The sequence below is a fragment of the Nocardioides sp. Leaf374 genome (assembly GCF_916862475.1).
In the GTDB taxonomy this organism is placed as follows: domain Bacteria; phylum Actinomycetota; class Actinomycetes; order Propionibacteriales; family Nocardioidaceae; genus Nocardioides; species Nocardioides kribbensis.
This window is the reverse complement of sequence record NZ_CAKASO010000008.1, coordinates 1-20,677: the sequence shown is the minus strand read 5'-3', so window position 1 is coordinate 20,677 and position 20,677 is coordinate 1. Positions and strand designations below refer to the sequence as shown.

The window sequence follows — 20,677 nt, the reverse complement described above, 5'->3', positions numbered from 1 at the left end:
GTCATGGCCGACCAGACCTTCCAGAACGTTGTCAACGGCGAGCTCGTCGCCGCCGCCTCCGGCGCCACCTACGACGTGGAGGACCCCACGACGGGGGAGGTCTACGCCGCCGCGCCGCTCTCGGACGCCGAGGACGTCGACCGCGCCTACGCCGCCGCCGACCGGGCCTTCGAGACCTGGGGCGAGACCACCCCGCAGGAGCGGATGACCGCGCTGCTGGGCATCGCCGACGCCCTCGACCGGCGCAGCGAGGAGTTCGTGCGCGTCGAGTCGCGCGACACCGGCAAGCCGCTGGGCCTGACCGCCACCGAGGAGCTCCCGGTCGGCGTCGACCACTTCCGCTTCTTCGCCGGTGCGGCGCGGCTGCTGGAGGGCAAGTCGGCGGGGGAGTACATGGCCGACCACACCTCGTGGATCCGCCGCGAGCCGATCGGCGTCATCGGCCAGGTGACGCCGTGGAACTACCCGCTGATGATGATGATCTGGAAGATCGCCCCGGCGCTGGCCGCCGGCAACACCATCGTGCTCAAGCCCAGCGACACCACCCCGGCGACCTCGGTGCTGCTCGCCGAGCTGGCCCAGGAGTTCCTGCCGCCCGGGGTGCTCAACGTCGTGTGCGGCGACCGTGACACCGGCCGGCGCCTGGTCGAGCACCCGACACCGCAGATGGTCTCGATCACGGGATCGGTGCGCGCCGGCATGGAGGTCGCGGGAGCCGCGGCCGCCGACCTGAAGAAGGTGCACCTCGAGCTCGGCGGCAAGGCCCCGGTCGTGGTCTTCGACGACGCCGACGTGGAGCGTGCCGCCGCGGCCATCGCCGAGGCCGGCTACTTCAACGCCGGTCAGGACTGCACCGCCGCCACCCGCGTGCTGGTCGCCCCCGGGGTGCACGACGAGTTCGTCGCCGCGCTCACCGAGGCCGCCCGCGGCACCCGCACCGGACTGCCCGACGACGAGGACGTGCTCTACGGCGCGCTCAACAACGCCGACCAGCTGGCCCGCGTCAGCGGCATGGTCGACCGGCTGCCCGACCACGCCACGCTCCAGACCGGCGGTGCCCGCCAGGGCGAGCGGGGCTACTTCTACGAGCCGACCGTGGTCTCGGGGCTGCGCCAGGACGACGAGCAGGTGCAGACCGAGATCTTCGGCCCGGTCATCACCGTGCAGCGCTTCTCCGACGAGGCCGAGGCCCTGCGCTGGGCCAACGGCACGAAGTACGGGCTGTCGTCCTCGGTGTGGACCGCCGACCACGCCCGGGCCCTGCGCATGTCCAAGCGCCTCGACTTCGGCGTGGTGTGGATCAACACCCACATCCCCTTCGTCTCCGAGATGCCCCACGGCGGCTTCAAGCACTCCGGCTACGGCAAGGACCTCTCGGCCTACAGCCTCGAGGACTACACCCGGGTCAAGCACGTCATGAGCTACCACGGTGAGTGACCCGGTGAGTGACCCGGTGAGTGACCCGGTGAGCGACCGCACGGGCGAGCCGACGAGCAGCCCCATGCGCATCCTCCTGGTCGGTGCCGGCGGCGTCGGCTCGGCCTTCGCGGCCATCGCCGCGCGCCGCGACTTCTTCGAGGCCCTGGTCGTCGCCGACTACGACGAGGCCAAGGCGCGGAGCGCCGCCGCGATCGACGAGCGGTACGCCGCCGCGCGCGTCGACGCCTCCGACGCGGGCTCGGTGAGCGCGCTGTGCCGCGAGTACCGGATCACCCACGTGATGAACGCGGTCGACCCGGTCTTCGACATGCCGGTCTTCGAGGGCGCCTTCGCCGCGGGGGCCGACTACCTCGACATGGCGATGTCGCTCTCGCGACCGCACCCGGAGGCGCCGCACGAGCAGTGCGGGGTGAAGCTGGGCGACGAGCAGTTCGCGGTCGCGGGGGAGTGGGAGGCCGCCGGACGGCTGGCCCTGGTCGGCATCGGCGTCGAGCCGGGCCTGTCCGACGTCTTCGCCCGCTACGCCGCCGACCACCTCTTCAGCGAGATCGACGAGCTCGGCACGCGCGACGGCGCCAACCTCGTGGTCACCGACGACGACGGCAACGAGGTCTTCGCGCCGTCGTTCTCGATGTGGACCACGATCGAGGAGTGCCTCAACCCGCCCGTCGTCTGGCAGGACGGGCAGTGGTCGACCACCGCGCCCTTCAGCGAGCCCGAGGTCTTCGACTTCCCCGAGGGCATCGGGCCGGTCGAGTGCGTCAACGTCGAGCACGAGGAGGTGCTCCTCATGCCGCGCTGGATCGACTGCCGGCGCGCGACCTTCAAGTACGGCCTGGGCGAGGAGTTCATCTCCATCCTCAAGGCCCTGCACACCCTGGGCCTCGACCGCACCGAGAAGGTGCGCGTCAAGGGCGTCGAGGTCAGCCCGCGCGACGTCGTCGCCGCGGTGCTGCCCGACCCGGCCACCGTGGGCCCGCGGATGCGCGGCAAGACCTGCGCGGGGCTGTGGGTCACCGGCCTCGGCAAGGACGGCGCGCCCCGCTCGACCTACCTCTACCACGTGGTCGACAACGCCTGGACCATGCAGGAGTACGGCCACCAGTGCGTGGTGTGGCAGACCGCGGTCAACCCCGTGGTCGCCCTCGAGCTGCTCGCCACCGGCGTGTGGCGCGGGGCCGGTGTGTTGGGCCCCGAGGCCTTCGACGCCGTACCCTTCCTCGACCTGCTCACGGCCTACGGCAGCCCGTGGGGAATGAAGGAGATGGACTCGTGACCGACACCCAGCAGCACGCCCCGACCACCCCGACCGGCCCCGCCACCAACGTGGGCCTGCCCCAGGAGCGGCGCCTGGTCACCGCGATCCCCGGCCCGGCCTCGCTCGAGCGCCTCGAGCGCAAGAAGGCCTACGTCGCCGACGGCGTGGGCACGACCCTGCCCGTCTTCGTGGTCGCCGCGGGCGGCGGCGTCCTCGTCGACGTCGACGGCAACTCCCTCATCGACCTCGGCTCGGGCATCGCGGTCACCACGGTCGGCAACGCCGCCCCCGCGGTGGTCCGCAACGTCACCGAGCAGGTCCAGGCCTTCACCCACACCTGCTTCATGGTCACGCCCTACGACGGCTACGTCGACGTCGCGCAGGCCCTCGCCGAGCTCACCCCCGGCTCGCACGCCAAGAAGTCGGCCCTGTTCAACTCCGGCGCCGAGGCCGTCGAGAACGCCGTGAAGATCGCCCGCGTCGCCACCGGCAAGGACGCCGTGGCCGTCTTCGACCACGCCTACCACGGCCGCACCAACCTCACGATGGCCATGACGGCCAAGAACATGCCCTACAAGCACGGCTTCGGGCCCTTCGCCGGCGAGGTCTACCGCGCCCCGATGTCCTACCCCTTCCGCGACGGGCTCTCGGGCCCCGAGGCGGCCGCGCGCGCCATCGACGTCATCGAGAAGCAGGTGGGCGCCACCAACCTGGCCTGCGTCGTCATCGAGCCGGTGCAGGGCGAGGGCGGCTTCGTCGTGCCGGCCCCGGGCTTCCTGCCGGCGCTCTCGCAGTGGTGCACCGACAACGACGTCGTGCTCATCGCCGACGAGATCCAGTCCGGCTTCTGCCGCACCGGCGACTGGTTCGCCAGCGACCACGAGGGCGTCGTGCCCGACCTGGTCACCACGGCCAAGGGCATCGCCGGCGGGCTGCCGCTGGCCGCCGTCACCGGCCGTGCCGAGCTGATGGACTCCGTGCACGGCGGCGGCCTCGGCGGCACCTACGGCGGCAACCCGCTGGCCTGCGCCGCCGCGCTGGGCGCCATCGAGGAGATGCGCGAGCACGACCTCGTGGGTCGCGCCCGCGACCTCGGCGCGCTCATGACCGAGCGCCTCACCGCGCTGGCCGCCGAGCACCCCGTCGTCGCCGACGTCCGCGGTCGCGGCGCCATGATGGCCATCGAGCTGTGCGAGCCCGGCACGACCACCCCCGACGCCGCCCGCACCGCCGCCGTCGCCGCGCACTGCCACCGCAACGGCGTCGTGGTGCTCACCTGCGGCACGTGGGGCAACGTCTTCCGCTTCCTGCCGCCGCTGTCGATCCCCGACGCGCTGCTGCACGAGGCCTTCGACGTCGTCGCCGAGGCCTTCGCCGCCACCGCCCCCGACGCCGAGCCCGTCACCCCGGTCGCCCCCTGACGGCGACCTCGGCCGGGCCGGTCGTGGGGCCGGTCGTGGGGCCGGTCGCGGGGTCCCGCGGCCGGCCCGGGCGCGACGGGGGAGACTGGCGCGCGTGAGTGAGCGTCGCGACATCGTCATCCTCGGCTCCACCGGCTCGATCGGCACCCAGGCCCTCGACCTCGTGCGGGCCCACCCCGACCGCTTCCGCGTGGTCGGGCTGAGCGCCGGGGGAGGCCAGCCCGAGCTGTTCGCGCAGCAGGTGGCCGAGCTGCGCCCGGCGTACAGCGGGCTGGGGGAGGAGGCCTCGGTCGAGGCCGCCGGTCTCGGGGCCGACGTCGTGCTCAACGGCATCACCGGCGCGGTCGGGCTGCGCCCCACCCTCGCCGCGCTCGAGTCGGGCTCGACGCTGGCCCTCGCCAACAAGGAGTCGCTGATCATGGCCGGCCCGCTGGTGCTGGCCGCGGCGGCCCCCGGCCAGGTGGTGCCGGTCGACTCCGAGCACTCCGCCGTCGCGCAGTGCCTGCGCGGAGGGGCGCGCGAGGAGGTGCGCCGCCTCGTGCTCACCGCCAGCGGCGGGCCCTTCCGCGGGCGCAGCCGCGAGCAGCTCGCCGAGGTCACCCCGGCCGAGGCGCTCGACCACCCGACCTGGTCGATGGGGCCGGTCATCACGATCAACTCCGCGACCCTGGTCAACAAGGGCCTCGAGGTGATCGAGGCCCACCTGCTCTTCGGCGTGCCCTACGACGACATCGAGGTCGTGGTGCACCCCACCAGCGTCGTGCACTCGATGGTGGAGTTCACCGACGGCTCCACGCTGGTGCAGGCCAGCCCGCCCACGATGATGATCCCGATCGCGCTCGGCCTGGCCTGGCCCGACCGGGTGCCCGGCGCCGCGGCCCCCGTCGACTGGTCGACGGCGCAGACGTGGCGCTTCGACCCGCTCGACGACGAGGCCTTCCCCGCCGTCGCCCTGGCCCGCGAGGCCGGTCGGCGCGGCGGCACGGCCCCCGCGGTCTACAACGCCGCCAACGAGGAGTGCGTCGCGGCCTTCCGCGACGGCCGGCTGGGCTTCACCGGGATCGTCGACGTGATCGCTGCGGTGCTGCGTGGTCACGACGTACCCTCGGAGGAGCAGCTCACCCTCGACGGCGTGCTGGCTGCCGACACCTGGGCCCGTGAGACGGCCCGCGCCACGATCCGCTCCACGAGCCGAGGAAGCCGATGACCACCGCCCTGCTCTACCTCCTCGGCGTGCTCGTCTTCGTCGTCGCGATCCTGGTCTCGATCGGTCTGCACGAGCTCGGCCACATGATCCCGGCCAAGCGCTTCGGCGGGAAGGTGACGCAGTACTTCATCGGCTTCGGCCCCACCGTGTGGAGCAAGCAGGTCGGCGAGACCGAGTACGGCGTCAAGGCCATCCCGCTCGGCGGCTACGTCAAGATCGTCGGCATGCTGCCGCCCGGCGCCGCGCAGCTGGCCGACGAGACCACCGTCGACGCCGACGGCAACACCGTGACCCGCGTGCGCAAGTCCAACACCGGCATGTTCACCCAGCTCATCTCCGACGCCCGCGCGGCGGAGTGGGAGCTGGTGCGCCCCGAGGACAGCGACCGTCTCTTCTACAAGATGGCCTCGTGGAAGAAGATCGTGGTGATGGCCGGCGGCCCCACGGTCAACATCCTCATCGCCTTCTTCCTGTTCTGGATCGTCTTCGGCACCTACGGCACCCGCACCATCGAGCCCGAGGCCGGTGCGCCGGTCGTCGACACGGTCTCGCAGTGCGTCATCCCCTACTCCGACGAGGGCCGTGAGTGCGCGGCCGACGACCCGGCCAGCCCGGCCAGCGACGCCGGCCTGCGACCCGGTGACATGATCACCTCGTTCAACGGCACGGCCGTCACCGGCTGGGACCAGCTGCGCGCGCTGATCCGCGACAACGCCGACGGCGAGGCCGTCATCGGCTACGAGCGCGACGGCCGCGAGCTCACCGGCACGACCAGCACCACGGTGGAGACCCGGCCGACCTCGGAGACCGACGAGACCCTGCGCCAGGTCGGCTTCCTGGGCGTGACGCCCACCGTCGAGCTGGTCGTCACCCGGGGCGGCCCGCTCTACACCCTCGAGCAGATGGGGGTCATGGCCAAGGACACCGTGCAGGCCCTGGTCACCCTCCCGGTCAAGGTCTACGAGGTCGGCCAGGCCATCGTCGGGGTCGAGGAGCGCGCGGCCGACAGCCCGGTCAGCATCGTCGGCGGCGGCCGGATCGCGGGCGAGGTCAGCTCGGCCGAGCAGATCCCCGGCGGCGACAAGGTCGCCTTCCTGCTCTCGCTGATCGCCGGCTTCAACTTCTTCATCGGCGTCTTCAACTTCGTGCCGCTGCTGCCCCTCGACGGCGGCCACATCGCCAGCGCCACCTGGGAGTGGATCCGTCGCGGCGCCGCCCGCCTGCGCGGTCGACCCGACCCCGGCTACGTCGACGCGGCCAAGCTCCTCCCGGTCGCCTACGTCGTCGCCTCCGCGCTGCTGGTCATGGGCGTCGTGCTCATCGTCGGCGACCTCGTCGCCCCCGTCGCCACGCCGTTCTGAGGCCGCCCTCCCGTCAACGCGGGGGCCGCGCGGGACGCGGGCGGGGCGCGCGCGTCCTGGGGGCGGCGTGCGCGTGGCGCGGGCTGTGCGTCATACGGAGGGTGGATGCGCATCCACGTCTCGCATGACGTCCGGTGTGTCGTGTGGGTGGTTGCTCGGGTCGTGGGCGGGGCGTCATACGGAGGGTGGATGCGCATCCACGTCGCGCATGACGTCCGGTGTGTCGTGTGGGTGGTCGCTCGGGTCGTGGGCGGGGCGTCATACGGAGGGTGGATGCGCATCCACGGCTCGTATGACGTCGCCACCTGGGCTCGGCGTGCGGCGCGGCCCGCGAGTCGTCCACCGCGCCGCTCCTGCGACGGCTCGTCCACAGGTCGGTGACGGCCGGCCCCGCCGACCGGCTCGACCGCCGAGGCTGGCGGCATGCCCAAGCCCCTCCCTGACGACTCCCTCGCTGCTCGCCGGGTCCGACGCCTCGCCAGACAGCAGCACCGGCGTGGTCTCGCGCCGCCAGCTCTACGCCGCGGGCGTGACCCGGTGGCAGGTGACCGGCCAGCTGCGGGCCCGCCGGTGGCAGCGCGTCGGCGACCAGTCGGTGTGCCTGCACACCGGCGAGCTGTCGCAGCAGGCCCATCACTGGGCTGCGGTCTTCCAGGGAGGCCCTCGCGCCGTGCTCGACGCATCGAGCGCGCTGGTGGCCGGCGGACTGGAGCGCTTCGAGCCCTCGCGCGTCCGGGTCTCGGTGCCGCGCGGCGCACGCGTGCGGCGCACGCCGTCCTACGACATCCGCCAGACCCGTCGCTGGGCCGCCGGCGACACCGTCGTCGCCTCCGGCCCTCCGCGCGTGAGACCGGAGGTCGCCGCCATCCGTGCCGCTCTCTGGGCGGCCAGCGAGAAGCAGGCCGTCCACCTGCTCAGCGCGACGGTCCAGCAGGGTCTGGCCACGCCCGAGATGCTGGCCGCGCAAGCGCTGCGCGTACGTCGCGACCGCCGACGACTGCTCGTGCACGAGGTGGTCAACGAGCTGCTCGACGGGGCACGGTCGCTGGGCGAGATGGACGTCGCCCGCGAGCTGGCGCGCCGGGGCATGCCTGCTCCGCAGCGCCAGGTCCTGCGTCGCGGCCCGTCCGGCCGCTTCTACCTCGACCTCTACTGGCCCGACTGGCGGCTCGTGGTCGAGGTCGACGGCATCCACCACACCTGGGCCGAGGAGGTGGTAGGTGACGCCCTCCGGCAGAACGCGCTCGCGCTCGGCGACGCCACCGTCCTGCGGCTGCCGCTGCTGGGCCTGCGCCTGCGGCCGGACGAGTTCTTCGAGCAGATCCGGGCCGCTCTCGTGCACGCCGGCTGGGGGGCTCCCGCGGCCTGAACAGGACCAGGACGCCTCCGCGCCTCGGCGCGGCCCGATCGGGGGCCCGTGTGCCCGGGTGTCATGCGTTGGGTGGATGCGCATCCACGTCTCGTATGACGTGCCGACCGGGCCCGTCGACCGGCACCGGGACGTCATGCGTTGGGTGGATGTGCATCCACGTCTCGTATGACGTGCCGACCGGGCCTCGGCGCCCGCGCCGGGACGTCATGCGTTGGGTGGATGCGCATCCACGTCTCGTATGACGTGCCGACCGGGCCCGTCGACCGGCACCCGGACGTCATGCGCTCGGTGGATGCGCATCCACGATTCGCATGACGCGCCGACCGGCTCGTGACGACACCCTCCCGGCACCCCTCCCGGCACCCCTCCCGGCACCCCTCACCGCGGCCCGCCACGCCGTACTGGGCCCCTGCGGGGTGCGCAGTAGCCTGGGGGCATGACCGAGATCAACCTGGGGATGCCGTCGGCCCCGCCGCCCGTGCTCGCCCCGCGCCGCCCCACCCGCCAGATCAAGGTCGGCTCGGTGGGGGTCGGCAGCGACTCGCCGGTCTCGGTGCAGTCGATGACCACGACGCTGACGTCCGACATCAACTCCACGCTGCAGCAGATCGCCGAGCTCACCGCGACCGGCTGCGACATCGTGCGGGTGGCCTGTCCGAGCCAGGACGACGCCGAGGCCCTGCCCGCGATCGCGCAGAAGTCGCAGATCCCGGTCATCGCCGACATCCACTTCCAGCCCAAGTACGTCTTCGCCGCGATCGACGCCGGCTGCGCCGCGGTGCGCGTCAACCCGGGCAACATCCGCAAGTTCGACGACCAGGTCAAGGAGATCGCCCGGGCCGCCAAGGACCGCGGCACGAGCATCCGCATCGGCGTCAACGCGGGCTCCCTCGACAAGCGCATCATGGACAAGTACGGCAAGGCCACGCCCGAGGCCCTCGTGGAGTCGGCGGTGTGGGAGGCCAGCCTCTTCGAGGAGCACGACTTCCACGACTTCAAGATCTCGGTGAAGCACAACGACCCCGTCGTGATGGTCCGCGCCTACGAGCTGCTCGCCGAGGCCGGTGACTGGCCGCTGCACCTCGGGGTCACCGAGGCCGGCCCGGCCTTCCAGGGCACCATCAAGTCGGCCACCGCCTTCGGGGCCCTGCTGAGCCAGGGCATCGGCGACACGATCCGCGTCTCGCTCTCGGCCCCGCCGGTCGAGGAGGTCAAGGTCGGCATCCAGATCCTGCAGTCGCTCAACCTGCGCCCGCGCAAGCTCGAGATCGTCTCGTGCCCCAGCTGTGGCCGCGCCCAGGTCGACGTCTACAAGCTCGCCGAGGAGGTCACCGCCGGTCTCGAGGGCATGGAGGTGCCGCTGCGCGTCGCCGTCATGGGCTGTGTCGTCAACGGCCCGGGCGAGGCGCGCGAGGCCGACCTCGGCGTCGCCTCCGGCAACGGCAAGGGCCAGATCTTCGTCAAGGGCGAGGTCATCAAGACCGTGCCGGAGTCGCAGATCGTGGAGACCCTCATCGAGGAGGCCATGCGCATCGCCGAGGGCATGGAGGCCGTCGACGGCGCCGCCGCCGAGGTCAGCGTCGGCTGAGTCCCGCCCACAGGGCGTGCGAGCGCCCTAGAGTGTCGGCCATGACGAGGGTCTGGCGGCTCGGGGCCGCGCTCGGGTCGGTGTCGTTGCTGCTGGGTGTGCTCCCGCGCCCCGCGGTCGCCGCCGATGGGTCGGGTCGATTGCCGGACAAGTGCGCCCGGATGAACGCCGAGGGCCAGCTCCCCACCTGCACCCGCTCCGACGGAGGGTGGGTGGCCACCTACCCCGACAGCCCGTTCACCGAGTCCGGGGGAGCCAGCGGTGCCGCGGGCCTGGTGGCCGCGCTCGTGGTGCTCGGCCTGGTCGCCGGCCTCGTCGCCGCGCTGTGGCGGGTCTCGGTGGCGCGTCGCATGGCGCGCGAGTCCGGCATGAGCGAGCGCGACGCCTCGCTGATGGCGCTGGGCAGCGACGACGGGCTCGAGGCGACCTACCTCGCGGCCAGCCTGCGCGGCAGCGCTCCGGCCGGCCCGGCCGGTCCGGCTGCCGCCGTCCCCCCGGCGTCGGACCCGCCCTCCGTCGCCGCCCGCCTGCGGACCCTCCTCGACCTGCGCGAGCAGGGCCTCATCACCGACGAGGAGTACGACGCGCGTCGCCGTGTCGTCCTCGACGACCTCTGAGTGGTCCGCGCGCCGCCGTCGCGTCGCGCGTCCCGGTCCCGCCCGCCCCTCGTCGGGGTGACACCCCGGAGGGCCGGTGGTCGTAGGCTCCAGGCGTGCTGACGACCCGCCACGGCGTGCGCCCCTTGGGGGCGGCCGACCTCCACGAGTTTCTCGCGCTCGTCGAGCTCGACCCCGTGGTCAACGTCTTCGCCGACTACCGGGCGCGCACGACCAACCTGGAGCCGCGCTGGCTGGGCGGGGAGGTGTGGGGCCGCTTCGTCGACGGTCGCCTCGTCGCCGCGTGCCACGTCGGCGCCAACCTGGTGCCGATCGGCGCCACCGCCGACGACGCCCGCGCCTTCGCGGAGCGCGCGCTGACGCGCGGCCGCAGCGTGTCGACCATCGTGGGCCCCCACGAGGCCGTCGAGGTGCTGTGGGGTCACCTCGCCTCGTCGTGGGGCCGGCCCCGCGAGACCCGGTGGCGCCAGCCCCACCTCGAGCTCGCCCGCACCCCCGACGTCGCCCCCGACCCGGGCGTACGGCGCACGACGCGCGCCGACATGGGCGAGCTCTACCCCGCGTGCGTGGCGATGTACACCGAGGAGGTGGGCGTCTCCCCCGAGCAGGGCGGCGGTGCGGAGCTCTACCGCGCCCGGGTCACGCAGCTGGTGAGCCGGGGCTGGTCCTTCGCCCGCTTCGACGACGGCCGGCTCGTCTTCAAGGCCGAGGTCGCCTGCGCCTCGCCCCACGCCGCGCAGGTGCAGGGCGTCTGGGTGCCCGCCGACCGTCGCGGCGAGGGGCTGGCCGTCGCGGGCATGGCGGCGGTCGCCGAGCTGGTGCGCGCCGAGATCGCACCGACGGTGTCGCTCTACGTCAACGAGTGGAACGAGCCCGCCCGGAGGACCTACGCCGCGGTCGGCTTCGAGGAGACCGCGCGCTTCTCGACCGTCATGTTCTGAGCCGGCCCGCTCCCCGCCCCCGCGGCCCACTAGCCTCGGGCCGTGCCCGCACCCACCGCCGCTCCGCTGCCCCTCGCCGCCAAGCTCCTCGCCGGGGCCTTCGTCACCAGCGGTGTGGTGCACCTCGTGCGACCGCAGACCTTCGAGCCGCTGATGCCCGCGTGGGTGCCGGCCCACCGCGAGGTCATCTGGGGCAGTGGCGCCGCCGAGCTGGCGTGCGCCGCGGGCATGGCGGTGCCGGCGACGCGCCGCGCCGCCGGCTGGGCCAGCGCCGCGCTCCTGGTCGGGGTCTTCCCGGGCAACGTGAAGATGGCCGCCGACGCGCGCCGCAGCCGCAGCGCGGTGCTGCGCGCCGGCACCCTGGCCCGGCTGCCGCTGCAGGCCGAGCTGGTGCGGGTGGCGCTCAAGGTCGCCCGCGGCGCCTGAGCCGCGCGGCCCGACCGGACCGGCCGGGTCGACGTACGTCAGGGCCCTGCGGTCACCGCTCTCAGGTCACCGGCCCGCTCGCACCCTGCATCGGTGGCGCCGGCCGTGGCGTCGGTGTCGCAGCGCACGAGAGCCGCTCGGCGCACCCCGTGGCTGTCGAGCAGCAGCCCGGTCGCGTCCTCCCACTGCACGAGCCCGAACCAGCCGGCCACGGTGTAGTGCTGCAGCAGGGTGCCGTCGGTGCCCCGCGCCCACACGTCCTGGGGGCCGCGGCCGTCGGCCAGCAGACCGACCGTGGCGAGACGCTCACCGCCGGGGGCGAAGGCCGTCACCCGCTCCTCGCACGAGCGCCACAGCGTCCTCGAGGGGTCCTGCAGCCGCACGACGCGGCTGCACCCGCCCCGGTAGGGGTCGCCGGTGTAGACCGCGAGCCGGTCGTCGGCGAGCGAGGCGGCGTAGCCCGGCTGCCGGCCGACGAGCTCGACCCGGTCCGCGGCCAGGTCCCAGAGCATCGTGGCGCGGGGAGGGAAGGTGGAGACGACGACCCGGGTGGCGTCGGCGTCGAGGACGTCCGCGAAGCCCTCGAACCCTCGGCGCTGCGCGATCGACGCGGTGGCGACGTCGAGGACCCGCACCCGTGACCTCTGCGCGGCGAACCGGTAGCGGGTGAGGGCGACGACGGAGCCGTCGGAGGCCAGCCGCGCGTCGTCGGTGCCGAGGTCGTCGACGAGGGTGCGGCGCCCCGACCCGTCGAGCAGCAGCACCGGTCGGCGCCCGTCGAGCTCGGTGGTGACGACGTACCCGTCGCCGGAGGCGCCGAGCAGGGAGGGGGAGCGGCCGGGCACGCGGACGGTGCGCTCACCGTCGGTGATCGTGCGTCCCGCGAGCACGGGCACCGCCGCGTCGGCGCCACGGGTCAGCGAGCCGGGCGCGACCGGCGTCGCCGCCTCGGCGGCCGCCGCGCCGGCGCCCGGCCCGACGAGGGTCGAGCACGACAGGGCGGCCAGGGCGGCCACCGCGGCTGCCGCGGCCAGCGCGGAGGGGAGTCGTCGGGTGCGGGTGCGGGTGCGGTCCATGGGTGGTCGGTCCTCCCGGGCTGGTGGCCCGGTGGGTCCGGGCTCCTGGGGGAGACGCGCGCCCGGCGTGATCGGTTGTGCCCGCTCCCGCGGGGAGCGGGTAACTGGTTCGTGCCGTCGGCGGCACCACCCCTACGCTGAGCCCATGATCCTGCGGATGTCGACCCTGTTCGTGCGCACCCTGAGGGACGATCCCGCCGACGCGGAGGTGCCCAGCCACCGCCTGCTGGTGCGCGCGGGCTACATCCGTCGCGCCGCGCCCGGCATCTACTCCTGGCTGCCGCTGGGCCTGAAGGTGCTGCGCAAGGTCGAGGCCATCGTGCGCGAGGAGATGGACGCCATCGGCGCCCAGGAGCTCAGCTTCCCCGCACTGCTGCCCCGGGAGCCCTACGAGGCCACCAACCGCTGGACCGAGTACGGCGACGGCATCTTCCGCCTGAAGGACCGCAAGGGCGCCGACTACCTGCTCGGCCCGACGCACGAGGAGATGTTCACCCTCGTCGTCAAGGACCTGTACTCCTCCTACAAGGACCTGCCCCTCTCGATCTACCAGATCCAGACCAAGTACCGCGACGAGGCCCGTCCCCGCGCCGGCCTCCTGCGCGGACGCGAGTTCACGATGAAGGACTCCTACTCCTTCGACGTCGACGACGCCGGCCTCGACGCCAGCTACCAGGCCCACCGCGACGCCTACGTGCGCATCTTCGACCGTCTCGGCTTCGAGTACGTCGTGGTCAAGGCCACCTCGGGCGCGATGGGCGGCTCCCGCTCGGAGGAGTTCCTCGCCAAGGCCGACGTGGGGGAGGACACCTACGTGCGCTGCACGCGCTGCGACTACGCCGCCAACGTGGAGGCCGTCGAGGTCCTGACCCCGCCCGCCTCCGGCTGGGAGGACGCGCCCGCCGCGCACGCCGAGGCCACCCCCGGCACCCCCACCATCGACTCGCTGGTGGCCCACCTCGACGAGGCGTTCCCCCGCGAGGACCGCCCCTGGCACGCCGCCGACACCCTGAAGAACGTGCTGGTGGTGCTCAAGCACCCCGACGGCACGCGCGAGCCGCTCGCCATCGGCCTGCCCGGCGACCGCGAGGTCGACCAGAAGCGGCTCGAGGGCCAGCTCGAGCCGATCGAGGTCGAGCCCTTCGGGGAGGCCGAGTTCGCCGCCCACCCCGCGCTGGTCAAGGGCTACATCGGCCCCGGCGTGCTGGGCGAGGAGAGCGCCTCCGGCATCCGCTACGTCCTCGACCCCCGCGTCGTCGACGGCACCCGCTGGGTCACCGGCGCCGACGTCGACGGCAGCCACGTGCTCGACCTCGTGGCCGGCCGCGACTTCACCGCCGACGGCACCATCGAGGCCGCCGAGGTGCGCGACGGCGACCTGTGCCCCGCCTGCGGCGGCACCGACGGCGGCGTGCTGGAGACCGCGCGCGGCATCGAGATGGGCCACATCTTCCAGCTCGGACGCAAGTACGCCGACGCGCTCGACCTCAAGGTGCTCGACGAGAACGGCAAGCTGGTCACGGTCACGATGGGCTCCTACGGCATCGGGTGCACCCGCGCGGTGGCCGCGATCGCCGAGGGCACCCTCGACGGGAGCGGGCTGTCCTGGCCGCGCAACGTCGCGCCCGCCGACGTCCACCTGGTCGCGGCCGGCAAGGACGAGGCGGTCCTCGCCGCGGCCGAGCGCATCGCCCACGAGCTGTCGGGCCAAGGGCTCGACGTGCTCTACGACGACCGCACCGGCAAGGTCAGCCCCGGCGTGAAGTTCAAGGACGCCGAGCTGATCGGCGTGCCGACCGTCGTGGTCGTCGGCAAGAGCCTGGCCGAGACCGGCACGGTGGAGGTGCGCGACCGCGCCTCGGGCGAGCGTGAGGACGTCGCCGCCGACCACGTCGTCGACCACCTCGTGCGGCTCGTCCGCGCCTGAGGGGAGCAGGCGCGATGGGCGGGACAGGCGGCGTCGAGGCGGTCCTCTTCGACTGGGGAGGCACGCTGACGCAGTGGCACGACGTCGACTTCCACGCCGAGTCGCTGGCCCTCGCGCGGGCGGTGGTGGAGTCGGAGCACGGCGACGACGTCCACGCCGCGCGCCTGCACGAGGCCGGCGGCGTGGTGTGGGGCCGCAGCCGCGACCACCAGCGCAGCGCCACCGTGGCCGACCTCTTCGACGAGGCCGGCCTGGCCCACGACCCCGAGCTCCTCGAGGCCTACCGCGCCTTCTGGGAGCCCCACACCGCCACCGACCCCGAGGTCCGACCGCTGCTCGAGGCGCTGCGCGCCGACGGGATCCTCGTCGGGGTGCTCTCCAACACGATCTGGCCGCGCGCCTGGCACCGCGGCTTCTTCGAGCGCGACGGCGTGCTCGACCTGCTCGACGGCGACGTCTACACCTCGGAGATCGCCTGGACCAAGCCGTCCCGCCACGCCTTCCGGGCCGCGATGGACGCCGTCGGGGCCAGCGACCCCGCCCGGTGCGTCTACGTCGGCGACCGGCTCTTCGACGACGTGTGGGGCGCCCAGCAGGCCGGTCTGCGCGCCGTCCACGTGCCGCACAGCACCATCCCCGACGAGCAGCGCGGCCACACCGAGGGCGTGCCCGACGCGGTGGTCTCGAGCATCGGCGGGGTGCTCGACGTCGTGCGCGGCTGGGCCTGACCCCGGCACCACCGCGTCGTGCGCCGGGGCGACGCGCTGCACGATCTCCTGCACGTTCCTGCATTGCACGAACGTGCAGCGTCGTGAGGCCTCTGCGCCCGGTCGTTCTGTTGCAGGATCAGCCCACCTGGCCGCGACGAACGGCGGCCCGCACGAAGGATCCCCACTCCATGGGCATGACGCTCCAGCTCCGCCGCTCCGCCGCCGTCCTCGGCCCGGGCGCGCTCCTCCTCACCACCCTGGCCCTCGGCTCGCTCGCGCCGGCCCAGGCCATGACCACCGGCGACGTCTCGCGCGACTGCGTCGTCGCCGACGCCCACGCCCACGACGAGGCGGCCGCCGCCCGCGGCGGCAAGCACGTGCGCGACCACCGGGCCATCGACGCGCTCGAGCAGGAGCGGATCGAGCGAGACTTCCAGCGCCGCCTGGAGCAGGAGAGCCTCGAGCAGGAGCGCCGCCCCGGCATCCGCGCGGTCGGTGCGACCGTGCCCGTCTACGTCCACGTCATGCGCGACGCCAACGGCGGGGGCGACGTCACCGACAGCCAGATCGCCCAGCAGATCGCGGTCATGAACACCAGCTTCAGCGGCGGCAAGTCCACCGAGGCCGCCGACACCGGCTTCCAGTTCACCCTCGCCGGAGTCGACCGCTTCAACAACACCCAGTGGCACCAGGACAAGCAGAGCGCCACCTACCGCAAGCAGACCCGCCAGGGCGGGGCCAACGCGCTGAACATCTGGCTGGTCGACTTCGACTACCTCGGCATCGCGACCTTCCCGTGGGACTACAAGCGCAACCCCGGCATCGACGGCATCCGCGTGCAGTACACCTCGCTGCCGGGCGGTGCGGCCGCCAACTACAACCTCGGCGAGACCGCCACCCACGAGGCCGGTCACTGGTTCGGGCTCTACCACACCTTCCAGGGCGGCTGCACGAGCACCAACGACGAGGTGGGCGACACCCCCGCGCAGTCGAGCTCGACCACGGGCTGCCCCGAGGGTCGCGACTCCTGCACGCTGCCGGGCCTCGACCCCATCCACAACTTCATGGACTACAGCTACGACTCCTGCTACACCATGTTCACCGCGGGCCAGGCGACCCGCAGCCAGCAGATGTGGACCGCCTACCGCGGCTGATCCACACCGGTCCGCCGAGGCCCGCCCTCGGCCCCACACGCACGGCCCCACACGCACGGCCCTCGCGCACGGCCCGTCCCGCACCGCGGGACGGGCCGTGCGTGCATGTGGCAGGTAGGTGCCGCTTGCACGGACCTGCCGTTCTGCAGGTTTGTGCAATGCAACTTCCTGAGGAACCGCGCGGCTCGCGGCGCTCCGGCGGCGCGTTGCATGATTCTGCACGTAGCGCGGGACGGACCCACACCGATCCGCGTGAGCACCGGCCACGTCCCCGGCCACGACGGTCCGCGGACTCGCGTCCTCGGGGGAGATCTCGGGACTTCCTCGACGACGCGAGTTCGCGGATCGTCGCATTTCCGGGGGCTGTCGACGGGGCGGCAGGCCCCGCCGGGCGGTCAGCAGAGGCGGCCGGCGCGTGGTCCGCGCGTGGTCCTGCGGCCGGCGGCTCAGGCGGTGCCGGGCAGCGCCTCCGGCGAGCCCCCCAGGTCCAGCAGCCCCACCGCCGTGACGCGCAGCGCGTCGACGGCCCACCGGCGTCGCGCCCCGGTGCTGCTCCCGACGAGCACGGCGTAGGCCCGCGCGCACCGTGCCTCGACGCCGCGGGCGGTGTCGACGACCGGGCCGGCCCCCTGCGCGGCCACCCCGGCGGCCGGCCCGGGCACGTCGTAGGCGACCGCGGCCCCGACCGGGTCCTCGCCGAGGGAGAGCAGGGTGCCGCTGAGGTCGTCGCGCCGCGCACGGTGTGCGGCGTAGAGCCCCTGGAGGCGCGCGTAGAGCTCGGGGGAGGCCGACGCGGAGGTGCGGGCGCCGAGCACTCCGAGGACGTAGAGGGCCGCGTGCTCGCCCTCGAGCGTGGTCTGCAGCGCCGTGACGAGCGCGGCGCGGCCGGTGCCGTCCTGCGCCGTGGTGTCGGAGGTCGCGGAGCCGCTCATGCCGCACCCCCGCGAGGCGGCGTCGCCGGGAGGACGGCCAGGCGCTGCGCGGTGCCCGCCGCCATCGCGGCCAGCGCCTGGGCCAGCTCGCCGCTCTCGGCGGCCACGGCCCAGGTCGTCAGCCGCCGCACCAGCCGCTCCTCGCCCCGTCGTACGCCGAGCAGCGCCGCACCCGCCCCGGGGGCCACGGGGGAGTCGTCCCGGGGCCCGTCGTCGGCGGGCGCACCTCCGAGCAGGTCGAGGTGGGTCGTGTGCAGTCCCGCCACGGGGCGCAGCGCCGAGCGCAGGCCCGGGTGGCGGCGCACGGTCCTCTCCGCGAGGGCGCGGGCGGCGGCGAGGTCGGCGACGACCGTCGTCACGAGGTCGTCGTCGGCGCCGGGGGTGGACGCGTTCTGCTCCCGGGCGGTGCCGGCTGCGCCCGAGCCGACCGGAGCCGGGGCCGTGCGGCTCGGCTCGCCGCCGCTGCACCCGCCGACCGCCGGCAGGACCACGGCGGCGCCGGCGAGGCCGGTCAGCACCGAGCGCCGCGACGCACCGGCCGACGCGGCCGGTCCGGTGGTGGTTCGACGGAGCGGCGCAGGCACCGCACGACCCTAGCGCGACCCGGTGCCGGGCCGTGGCCGCGCGGTCGCCCGCGATGGGCGAAGGGGTCGGTCCACGGGCTATCGTGGACCGCCCGACCCGGTGGGTCTCCACCGTGGGCCGGACGGCAGTGCACACAAGAGAAGAGGGAGGCTGCGACCCGTGAGCAGCACACGACAGGACAGCGAGCGGATCGAGGCGGAGCTCACCGGCCCCCTCGCCGCTCTCGGGCTCGACGTGGAGGCGGTGGAGATCACCCCCGCCGGCAAGCGTCGGGTCCTGCGGGTCGCGGTCGACCAGGACGGCGGGGTCACCCTCGACGACGTCGCCGAGGCCACCCGTGAGGTCAACCGGGTGCTCGACGAGTCCGACGTGATGGGCGAGCACCCCTACACCCTCGAGGTCACCTCCCGCGGCGTCGACCGCCCGCTCACGCTCCCGCGCCACTGGCGCCGCAACACCGACCGCCTGGTCAAGGTCACCCTCGCCGACGGCACGAGCATGACCGGTCGCATCACCGACACCGGCCAGGAGACCGCGACGCTCGACGTCGCGGGCCAGCAGCAGCTGGTCACCTACGCCGAGGTGGCCAAGGCGCTGGTGCAGGTGGAGTTCAACCGCCCGGGCGGCGGCCGGGCCGGTTCCGAGGAGCCCGACGGGGCCGGGGACGCCGAGGACGACACCGGGCACGACACCGAGCACGGGGACGACGAGGGGGAGGACGCCTGATGGACATCGACATGAGCATCCTGCGGATGCTGGAGCGCGAGAAGGAGATCTCCTTCGACGTGCTGGTGGAGGCGATCGAGCAGGCCCTGCTCACGGCCTACCACAAGTCCCCGGGGGCCAGCGAGCAGGCGCGGGTCGAGCTCGACCGCAAGAGCGGCCACGTCACGGTGCTCGCCGCCGAGCTCGACGACGACGGCGTCAAGGTCGGGGAGTTCGAGGACACCCCGGCCGGCTTCGGCCGGATCGCGGCGACGACCGCCAAGCAGATCATGCTCCAGCGGCTGCGTGACGCCGAGGACGACATCCGCTTCGGGGAGTTCGCCGGCAAGGAGGGCGACATCATCTCCGGGGTCGTCCAGCAGGGGCGCAACCCCGACGACGTGATGGTCGACCTGGGCAAGCTGGAGGCCCTGCTGCCGGTGGGCGAGCGGGTCCCGGGCGAGCAGTACACCCACGGCAGCCGCATCAAGTGCCTGGTGGTGTCGGTGCGCAAGGGCATGCGCGGCCCGCAGATCACGCTTTCGCGCAGCCACCCCAACCTGGTCAAGAAGCTCTTCGCCCTCGAGGTGCCCGAGATCGCCAGCGGCCAGGTCGAGATCGCCGCGATCGCGCGCGAGGCCGGTCACCGCACGAAGATGGCCGTGCACGCCCGCCCCGGCACCACCGGCATCAATCCCAAGGGGGCGTGCATCGGGCCCATGGGGCAGCGCGTGCGCAGCGTGATGGCCGAGCTGAACGGCGAGAAGATCGACATCGTCGACTGGTCGGAGGACCCCGCGACCCTCGTCGCGAGCGCCCTGTCCCCGGCCCGGGTCACCTCGGTGGAGATCGTCGACCTCGCCGCCCGCTCGGCCCGCGTGGTCGTGCCCGACTTCCAGCTCTCCCTGGCCATCGGCAAGGAGGGGCAGAACGCCCGCCTGGCCGCCCGCCTGACGGGGTGGCGCATCGACATCCGCTCCGACGAGGCGCCGACCGAGCGACCGGGCGACTGACCGGTCGGGCGACCGGCCGGACCCGGTGCCGTCGGGGCTGCGGCGGCGCCGCACCGTGGCGCCGGTTCGGAAAGGTCGGGCGTGTCGGGCTAGGATCGTCACAGTGGCTCGACCAGACAGCTCCCGCACCTCCCCGGACGACCGGCCCCTCGAGGGCCCCGTCCGGACCTGCGTGGGTTGTCGGACCCGGGCCGCGAAGCGCGAGTTGTTGCGGGTCACCGCCGGCTCGGACGCGCACGGCCGCTCGGTCGTCGTGCCCGATCCCGACGGCACCGCGCCCGGCCGGGGAGCACACCTGCACCCCACCACCGGTTGCTACGACCTCGCGGTGCGACGCAAGGCGTTCGGGCGGGCCCTCCGGCTCACCGACGGCCCGGGCAGCGCGCCGGTGGGGGAGTGGGTCGCAGCCCGCGAGCACGACGACCGATCACGATCGACCAGCAGATCCACTTCCGGATCGAACGACCAGGACTGGAGCAGCAGCTCATGAGCACTCGATGAGTTCTTTCCGATGAGTTTGCACCACCACCACCGCCTCTCGTAGACACCCGACCGGGTCGAGGGGCCGATTAGGAGAATTGTGGCCAAGACCCGCGTTCACGAGCTCGCCAAGGAGTTCGGTGTCGAGAGCAAGTTCGTTCTCGAGAAGTTCAAGGAGATGGGGGAGTTCGTCAAGTCGGCGAGCTCGACCGTCGAGCTCCCTGCGGAGATGCGTTTCCGCAAGGAGGTCGGACCCCAGCTGAAGAGCGACGGCCCCGCCGCCGCCCCCGCGCCCAGCGCCCCCGCCGCCAAGCCCGGCCCCGCCGCTGCGGCGAAGCCCGCCGCCCCGGCGCCCGCCGCTCCGGCCCAGCCGGCCGCGTCGACGCCCCCGGCCGCTGCGCCGGCCGCCGCCGCCCCGAGCGCGCCCGCCCCGTCGGGCCCGCGCCCGGGCCCCAAGCCGGCCC

20 protein-coding genes are annotated in these 20,677 nt (G+C 73.7%); 17 read left to right on the top strand and 3 right to left on the bottom strand.

Annotated elements, in window-relative coordinates; translation table 11 throughout:
- Nucleotides 1-3: 3 nt before the first annotated feature.
- The 10 genes from LPA27_RS05530 to LPA27_RS05485 all read left to right on the top strand — a co-directional run bounded on the left by LPA27_RS05530 (nt 4) and on the right by LPA27_RS05485 (nt 11,631).
- The gene (locus LPA27_RS05530; protein ID WP_056862403.1) at nt 4-1,437 is read left to right on the top strand and encodes a gamma-aminobutyraldehyde dehydrogenase; all 1,434 of its coding nucleotides are present in this window, start codon (nt 4-6) and stop codon (nt 1,435-1,437) included.
- A gap of 64 nt (nt 1,438-1,501) precedes the next feature.
- Entirely contained in the window at nt 1,502-2,716 is a 1,215-nt protein-coding gene (locus tag LPA27_RS05525; RefSeq protein WP_228941790.1) for a saccharopine dehydrogenase family protein, read from the top strand.
- Nucleotides 2,713-4,119, top strand: coding sequence for a 4-aminobutyrate--2-oxoglutarate transaminase (gene gabT / locus LPA27_RS05520; RefSeq protein ID WP_228941789.1), 1,407 nt, complete (start codon nt 2,713-2,715; stop codon nt 4,117-4,119). Before LPA27_RS05525 ends, gabT begins: the two co-directional genes overlap by 4 nt.
- A gap of 94 nt (nt 4,120-4,213) precedes the next feature.
- On the top strand, nt 4,214-5,326 hold the full coding sequence (gene dxr / locus LPA27_RS05515) for a 1-deoxy-D-xylulose-5-phosphate reductoisomerase (RefSeq protein ID WP_228941788.1): 1,113 nt from the start codon (nt 4,214-4,216) through the stop codon (nt 5,324-5,326).
- Entirely contained in the window at nt 5,323-6,687 is a 1,365-nt protein-coding gene (locus tag LPA27_RS05510) for a M50 family metallopeptidase (RefSeq protein ID WP_228941787.1), read from the top strand. Before dxr ends, LPA27_RS05510 begins: the two co-directional genes overlap by 4 nt.
- Before the next feature lie 496 nt (nt 6,688-7,183).
- Nucleotides 7,184-8,056 (top strand): DUF559 domain-containing protein, encoded by an 873-nt coding sequence (locus tag LPA27_RS05505; protein ID WP_228941786.1) that lies wholly within the window; start codon nt 7,184-7,186, stop codon nt 8,054-8,056.
- Nucleotides 8,057-8,495: 439 nt separating this feature from the next.
- Nucleotides 8,496-9,647 (top strand): flavodoxin-dependent (E)-4-hydroxy-3-methylbut-2-enyl-diphosphate synthase, encoded by a 1,152-nt coding sequence (gene ispG / locus LPA27_RS05500; protein WP_056862409.1) that lies wholly within the window; start codon nt 8,496-8,498, stop codon nt 9,645-9,647.
- A gap of 41 nt (nt 9,648-9,688) precedes the next feature.
- The gene (locus LPA27_RS05495; protein ID WP_156697691.1) at nt 9,689-10,264 is read left to right on the top strand and encodes an SHOCT domain-containing protein; all 576 of its coding nucleotides are present in this window, start codon (nt 9,689-9,691) and stop codon (nt 10,262-10,264) included.
- Between the two features lie 95 nt (nt 10,265-10,359).
- Nucleotides 10,360-11,205, top strand: coding sequence for a GNAT family N-acetyltransferase (locus LPA27_RS05490; RefSeq protein WP_156697692.1), 846 nt, complete (start codon nt 10,360-10,362; stop codon nt 11,203-11,205).
- Nucleotides 11,206-11,247: 42 nt separating this feature from the next.
- Nucleotides 11,248-11,631: a DoxX family protein gene (locus LPA27_RS05485; protein WP_228941785.1), complete on the top strand. Its 384-nt coding sequence runs from the start codon at nt 11,248-11,250 to the stop codon at nt 11,629-11,631.
- A gap of 38 nt (nt 11,632-11,669) precedes the next feature.
- Here the strand turns inward: LPA27_RS05485 and LPA27_RS05480 are convergent, their stop codons facing one another.
- Nucleotides 11,670-12,707, bottom strand: coding sequence for a hypothetical protein (locus LPA27_RS05480; protein WP_228941784.1), 1,038 nt, complete (start codon nt 12,705-12,707; stop codon nt 11,670-11,672).
- Nucleotides 12,708-12,852: 145 nt separating this feature from the next.
- Here LPA27_RS05480 and LPA27_RS05475 point away from each other — a divergent pair, with 145 nt between their 5' ends.
- The 3 genes from LPA27_RS05475 (at nt 12,853) to LPA27_RS05465 (ending at nt 16,498) form a co-directional block, all read left to right on the top strand.
- Nucleotides 12,853-14,634 carry a proline--tRNA ligase gene (locus tag LPA27_RS05475; protein ID WP_228941783.1) on the top strand — a complete coding sequence of 594 codons (1,782 nt, stop codon included), beginning with the start codon at nt 12,853-12,855 and terminating at the stop codon, nt 14,632-14,634.
- Nucleotides 14,635-14,648: 14 nt separating this feature from the next.
- Complete coding sequence (locus LPA27_RS05470; protein WP_228941782.1) at nt 14,649-15,362, top strand: HAD family hydrolase; 714 nt, start codon at nt 14,649-14,651, stop codon at nt 15,360-15,362.
- A 170-nt stretch (nt 15,363-15,532) separates the two neighbouring features.
- Nucleotides 15,533-16,498, top strand: coding sequence for a zinc metalloprotease (locus LPA27_RS05465; RefSeq protein ID WP_228941781.1), 966 nt, complete (start codon nt 15,533-15,535; stop codon nt 16,496-16,498).
- Between the two features lie 446 nt (nt 16,499-16,944).
- Here LPA27_RS05465 and LPA27_RS05460 read toward each other — a convergent pair whose 3' ends face one another.
- Both LPA27_RS05460 and LPA27_RS05455 read right to left on the bottom strand, forming a co-directional pair.
- Nucleotides 16,945-17,430, bottom strand: coding sequence for a DUF4439 domain-containing protein (locus LPA27_RS05460; RefSeq protein ID WP_056904579.1), 486 nt, complete (start codon nt 17,428-17,430; stop codon nt 16,945-16,947).
- A complete protein-coding gene (locus tag LPA27_RS05455; protein ID WP_228941780.1) occupies nt 17,427-18,014 on the bottom strand; it encodes a hypothetical protein in 588 nt (195 codons plus the stop codon). Before LPA27_RS05455 ends, LPA27_RS05460 begins: the two co-directional genes overlap by 4 nt.
- A gap of 160 nt (nt 18,015-18,174) precedes the next feature.
- Here LPA27_RS05455 and rimP point away from each other — a divergent pair, with 160 nt between their 5' ends.
- From rimP to LPA27_RS05435, 4 genes are all read left to right on the top strand, one after another.
- Complete coding sequence (gene rimP / locus LPA27_RS05450) at nt 18,175-18,741, top strand: ribosome maturation factor RimP (protein WP_228941779.1); 567 nt, start codon at nt 18,175-18,177, stop codon at nt 18,739-18,741.
- Nucleotides 18,741-19,733 carry a transcription termination factor NusA gene (gene nusA, locus LPA27_RS05445; protein ID WP_228941778.1) on the top strand — a complete coding sequence of 331 codons (993 nt, stop codon included), beginning with the start codon at nt 18,741-18,743 and terminating at the stop codon, nt 19,731-19,733. The genes rimP and nusA overlap by 1 nt, the downstream gene beginning before the upstream one ends.
- Before the next feature lie 25 nt (nt 19,734-19,758).
- Nucleotides 19,759-20,223: a YlxR family protein gene (locus tag LPA27_RS05440; protein WP_324251244.1), complete on the top strand. Its 465-nt coding sequence runs from the start codon at nt 19,759-19,761 to the stop codon at nt 20,221-20,223.
- Between the two features lie 90 nt (nt 20,224-20,313).
- Nucleotides 20,314-20,677 (top strand): translation initiation factor IF-2 N-terminal domain-containing protein (locus tag LPA27_RS05435; protein WP_228941777.1); only part of this gene is annotated, 364 nt, incomplete at its 3' end.

What these genes read in the sequence shown, in the direction of transcription:
- LPA27_RS05530 (WP_056862403.1), top strand. Translation starts at nt 4, where the DNA reads ATGGCCGACCAGACCTTCCAGAACGTTGTCAACGGCGAGCTCGTCGCC.
- LPA27_RS05525 (WP_228941790.1), top strand. Translation starts at nt 1,502, where the DNA reads ATGCGCATCCTCCTGGTCGGTGCCGGCGGCGTCGGCTCGGCCTTCGCG.
- LPA27_RS05510 (WP_228941787.1), top strand. Translation starts at nt 5,323, where the DNA reads ATGACCACCGCCCTGCTCTACCTCCTCGGCGTGCTCGTCTTCGTCGTC.
- ispG (WP_056862409.1), top strand. Translation starts at nt 8,496, where the DNA reads ATGACCGAGATCAACCTGGGGATGCCGTCGGCCCCGCCGCCCGTGCTC.
- LPA27_RS05495 (WP_156697691.1), top strand. Translation starts at nt 9,689, where the DNA reads ATGACGAGGGTCTGGCGGCTCGGGGCCGCGCTCGGGTCGGTGTCGTTG.
- LPA27_RS05480 (WP_228941784.1), bottom strand. Translation starts at nt 12,707, where the DNA reads ATGGACCGCACCCGCACCCGCACCCGACGACTCCCCTCCGCGCTGGCC.
- LPA27_RS05475 (WP_228941783.1), top strand. Translation starts at nt 12,853, where the DNA reads ATGATCCTGCGGATGTCGACCCTGTTCGTGCGCACCCTGAGGGACGAT.
- LPA27_RS05470 (WP_228941782.1), top strand. Translation starts at nt 14,649, where the DNA reads ATGGGCGGGACAGGCGGCGTCGAGGCGGTCCTCTTCGACTGGGGAGGC.
- LPA27_RS05465 (WP_228941781.1), top strand. Translation starts at nt 15,533, where the DNA reads ATGGGCATGACGCTCCAGCTCCGCCGCTCCGCCGCCGTCCTCGGCCCG.
- LPA27_RS05460 (WP_056904579.1), bottom strand. Translation starts at nt 17,430, where the DNA reads ATGAGCGGCTCCGCGACCTCCGACACCACGGCGCAGGACGGCACCGGC.
- nusA (WP_228941778.1), top strand. Translation starts at nt 18,741, where the DNA reads ATGGACATCGACATGAGCATCCTGCGGATGCTGGAGCGCGAGAAGGAG.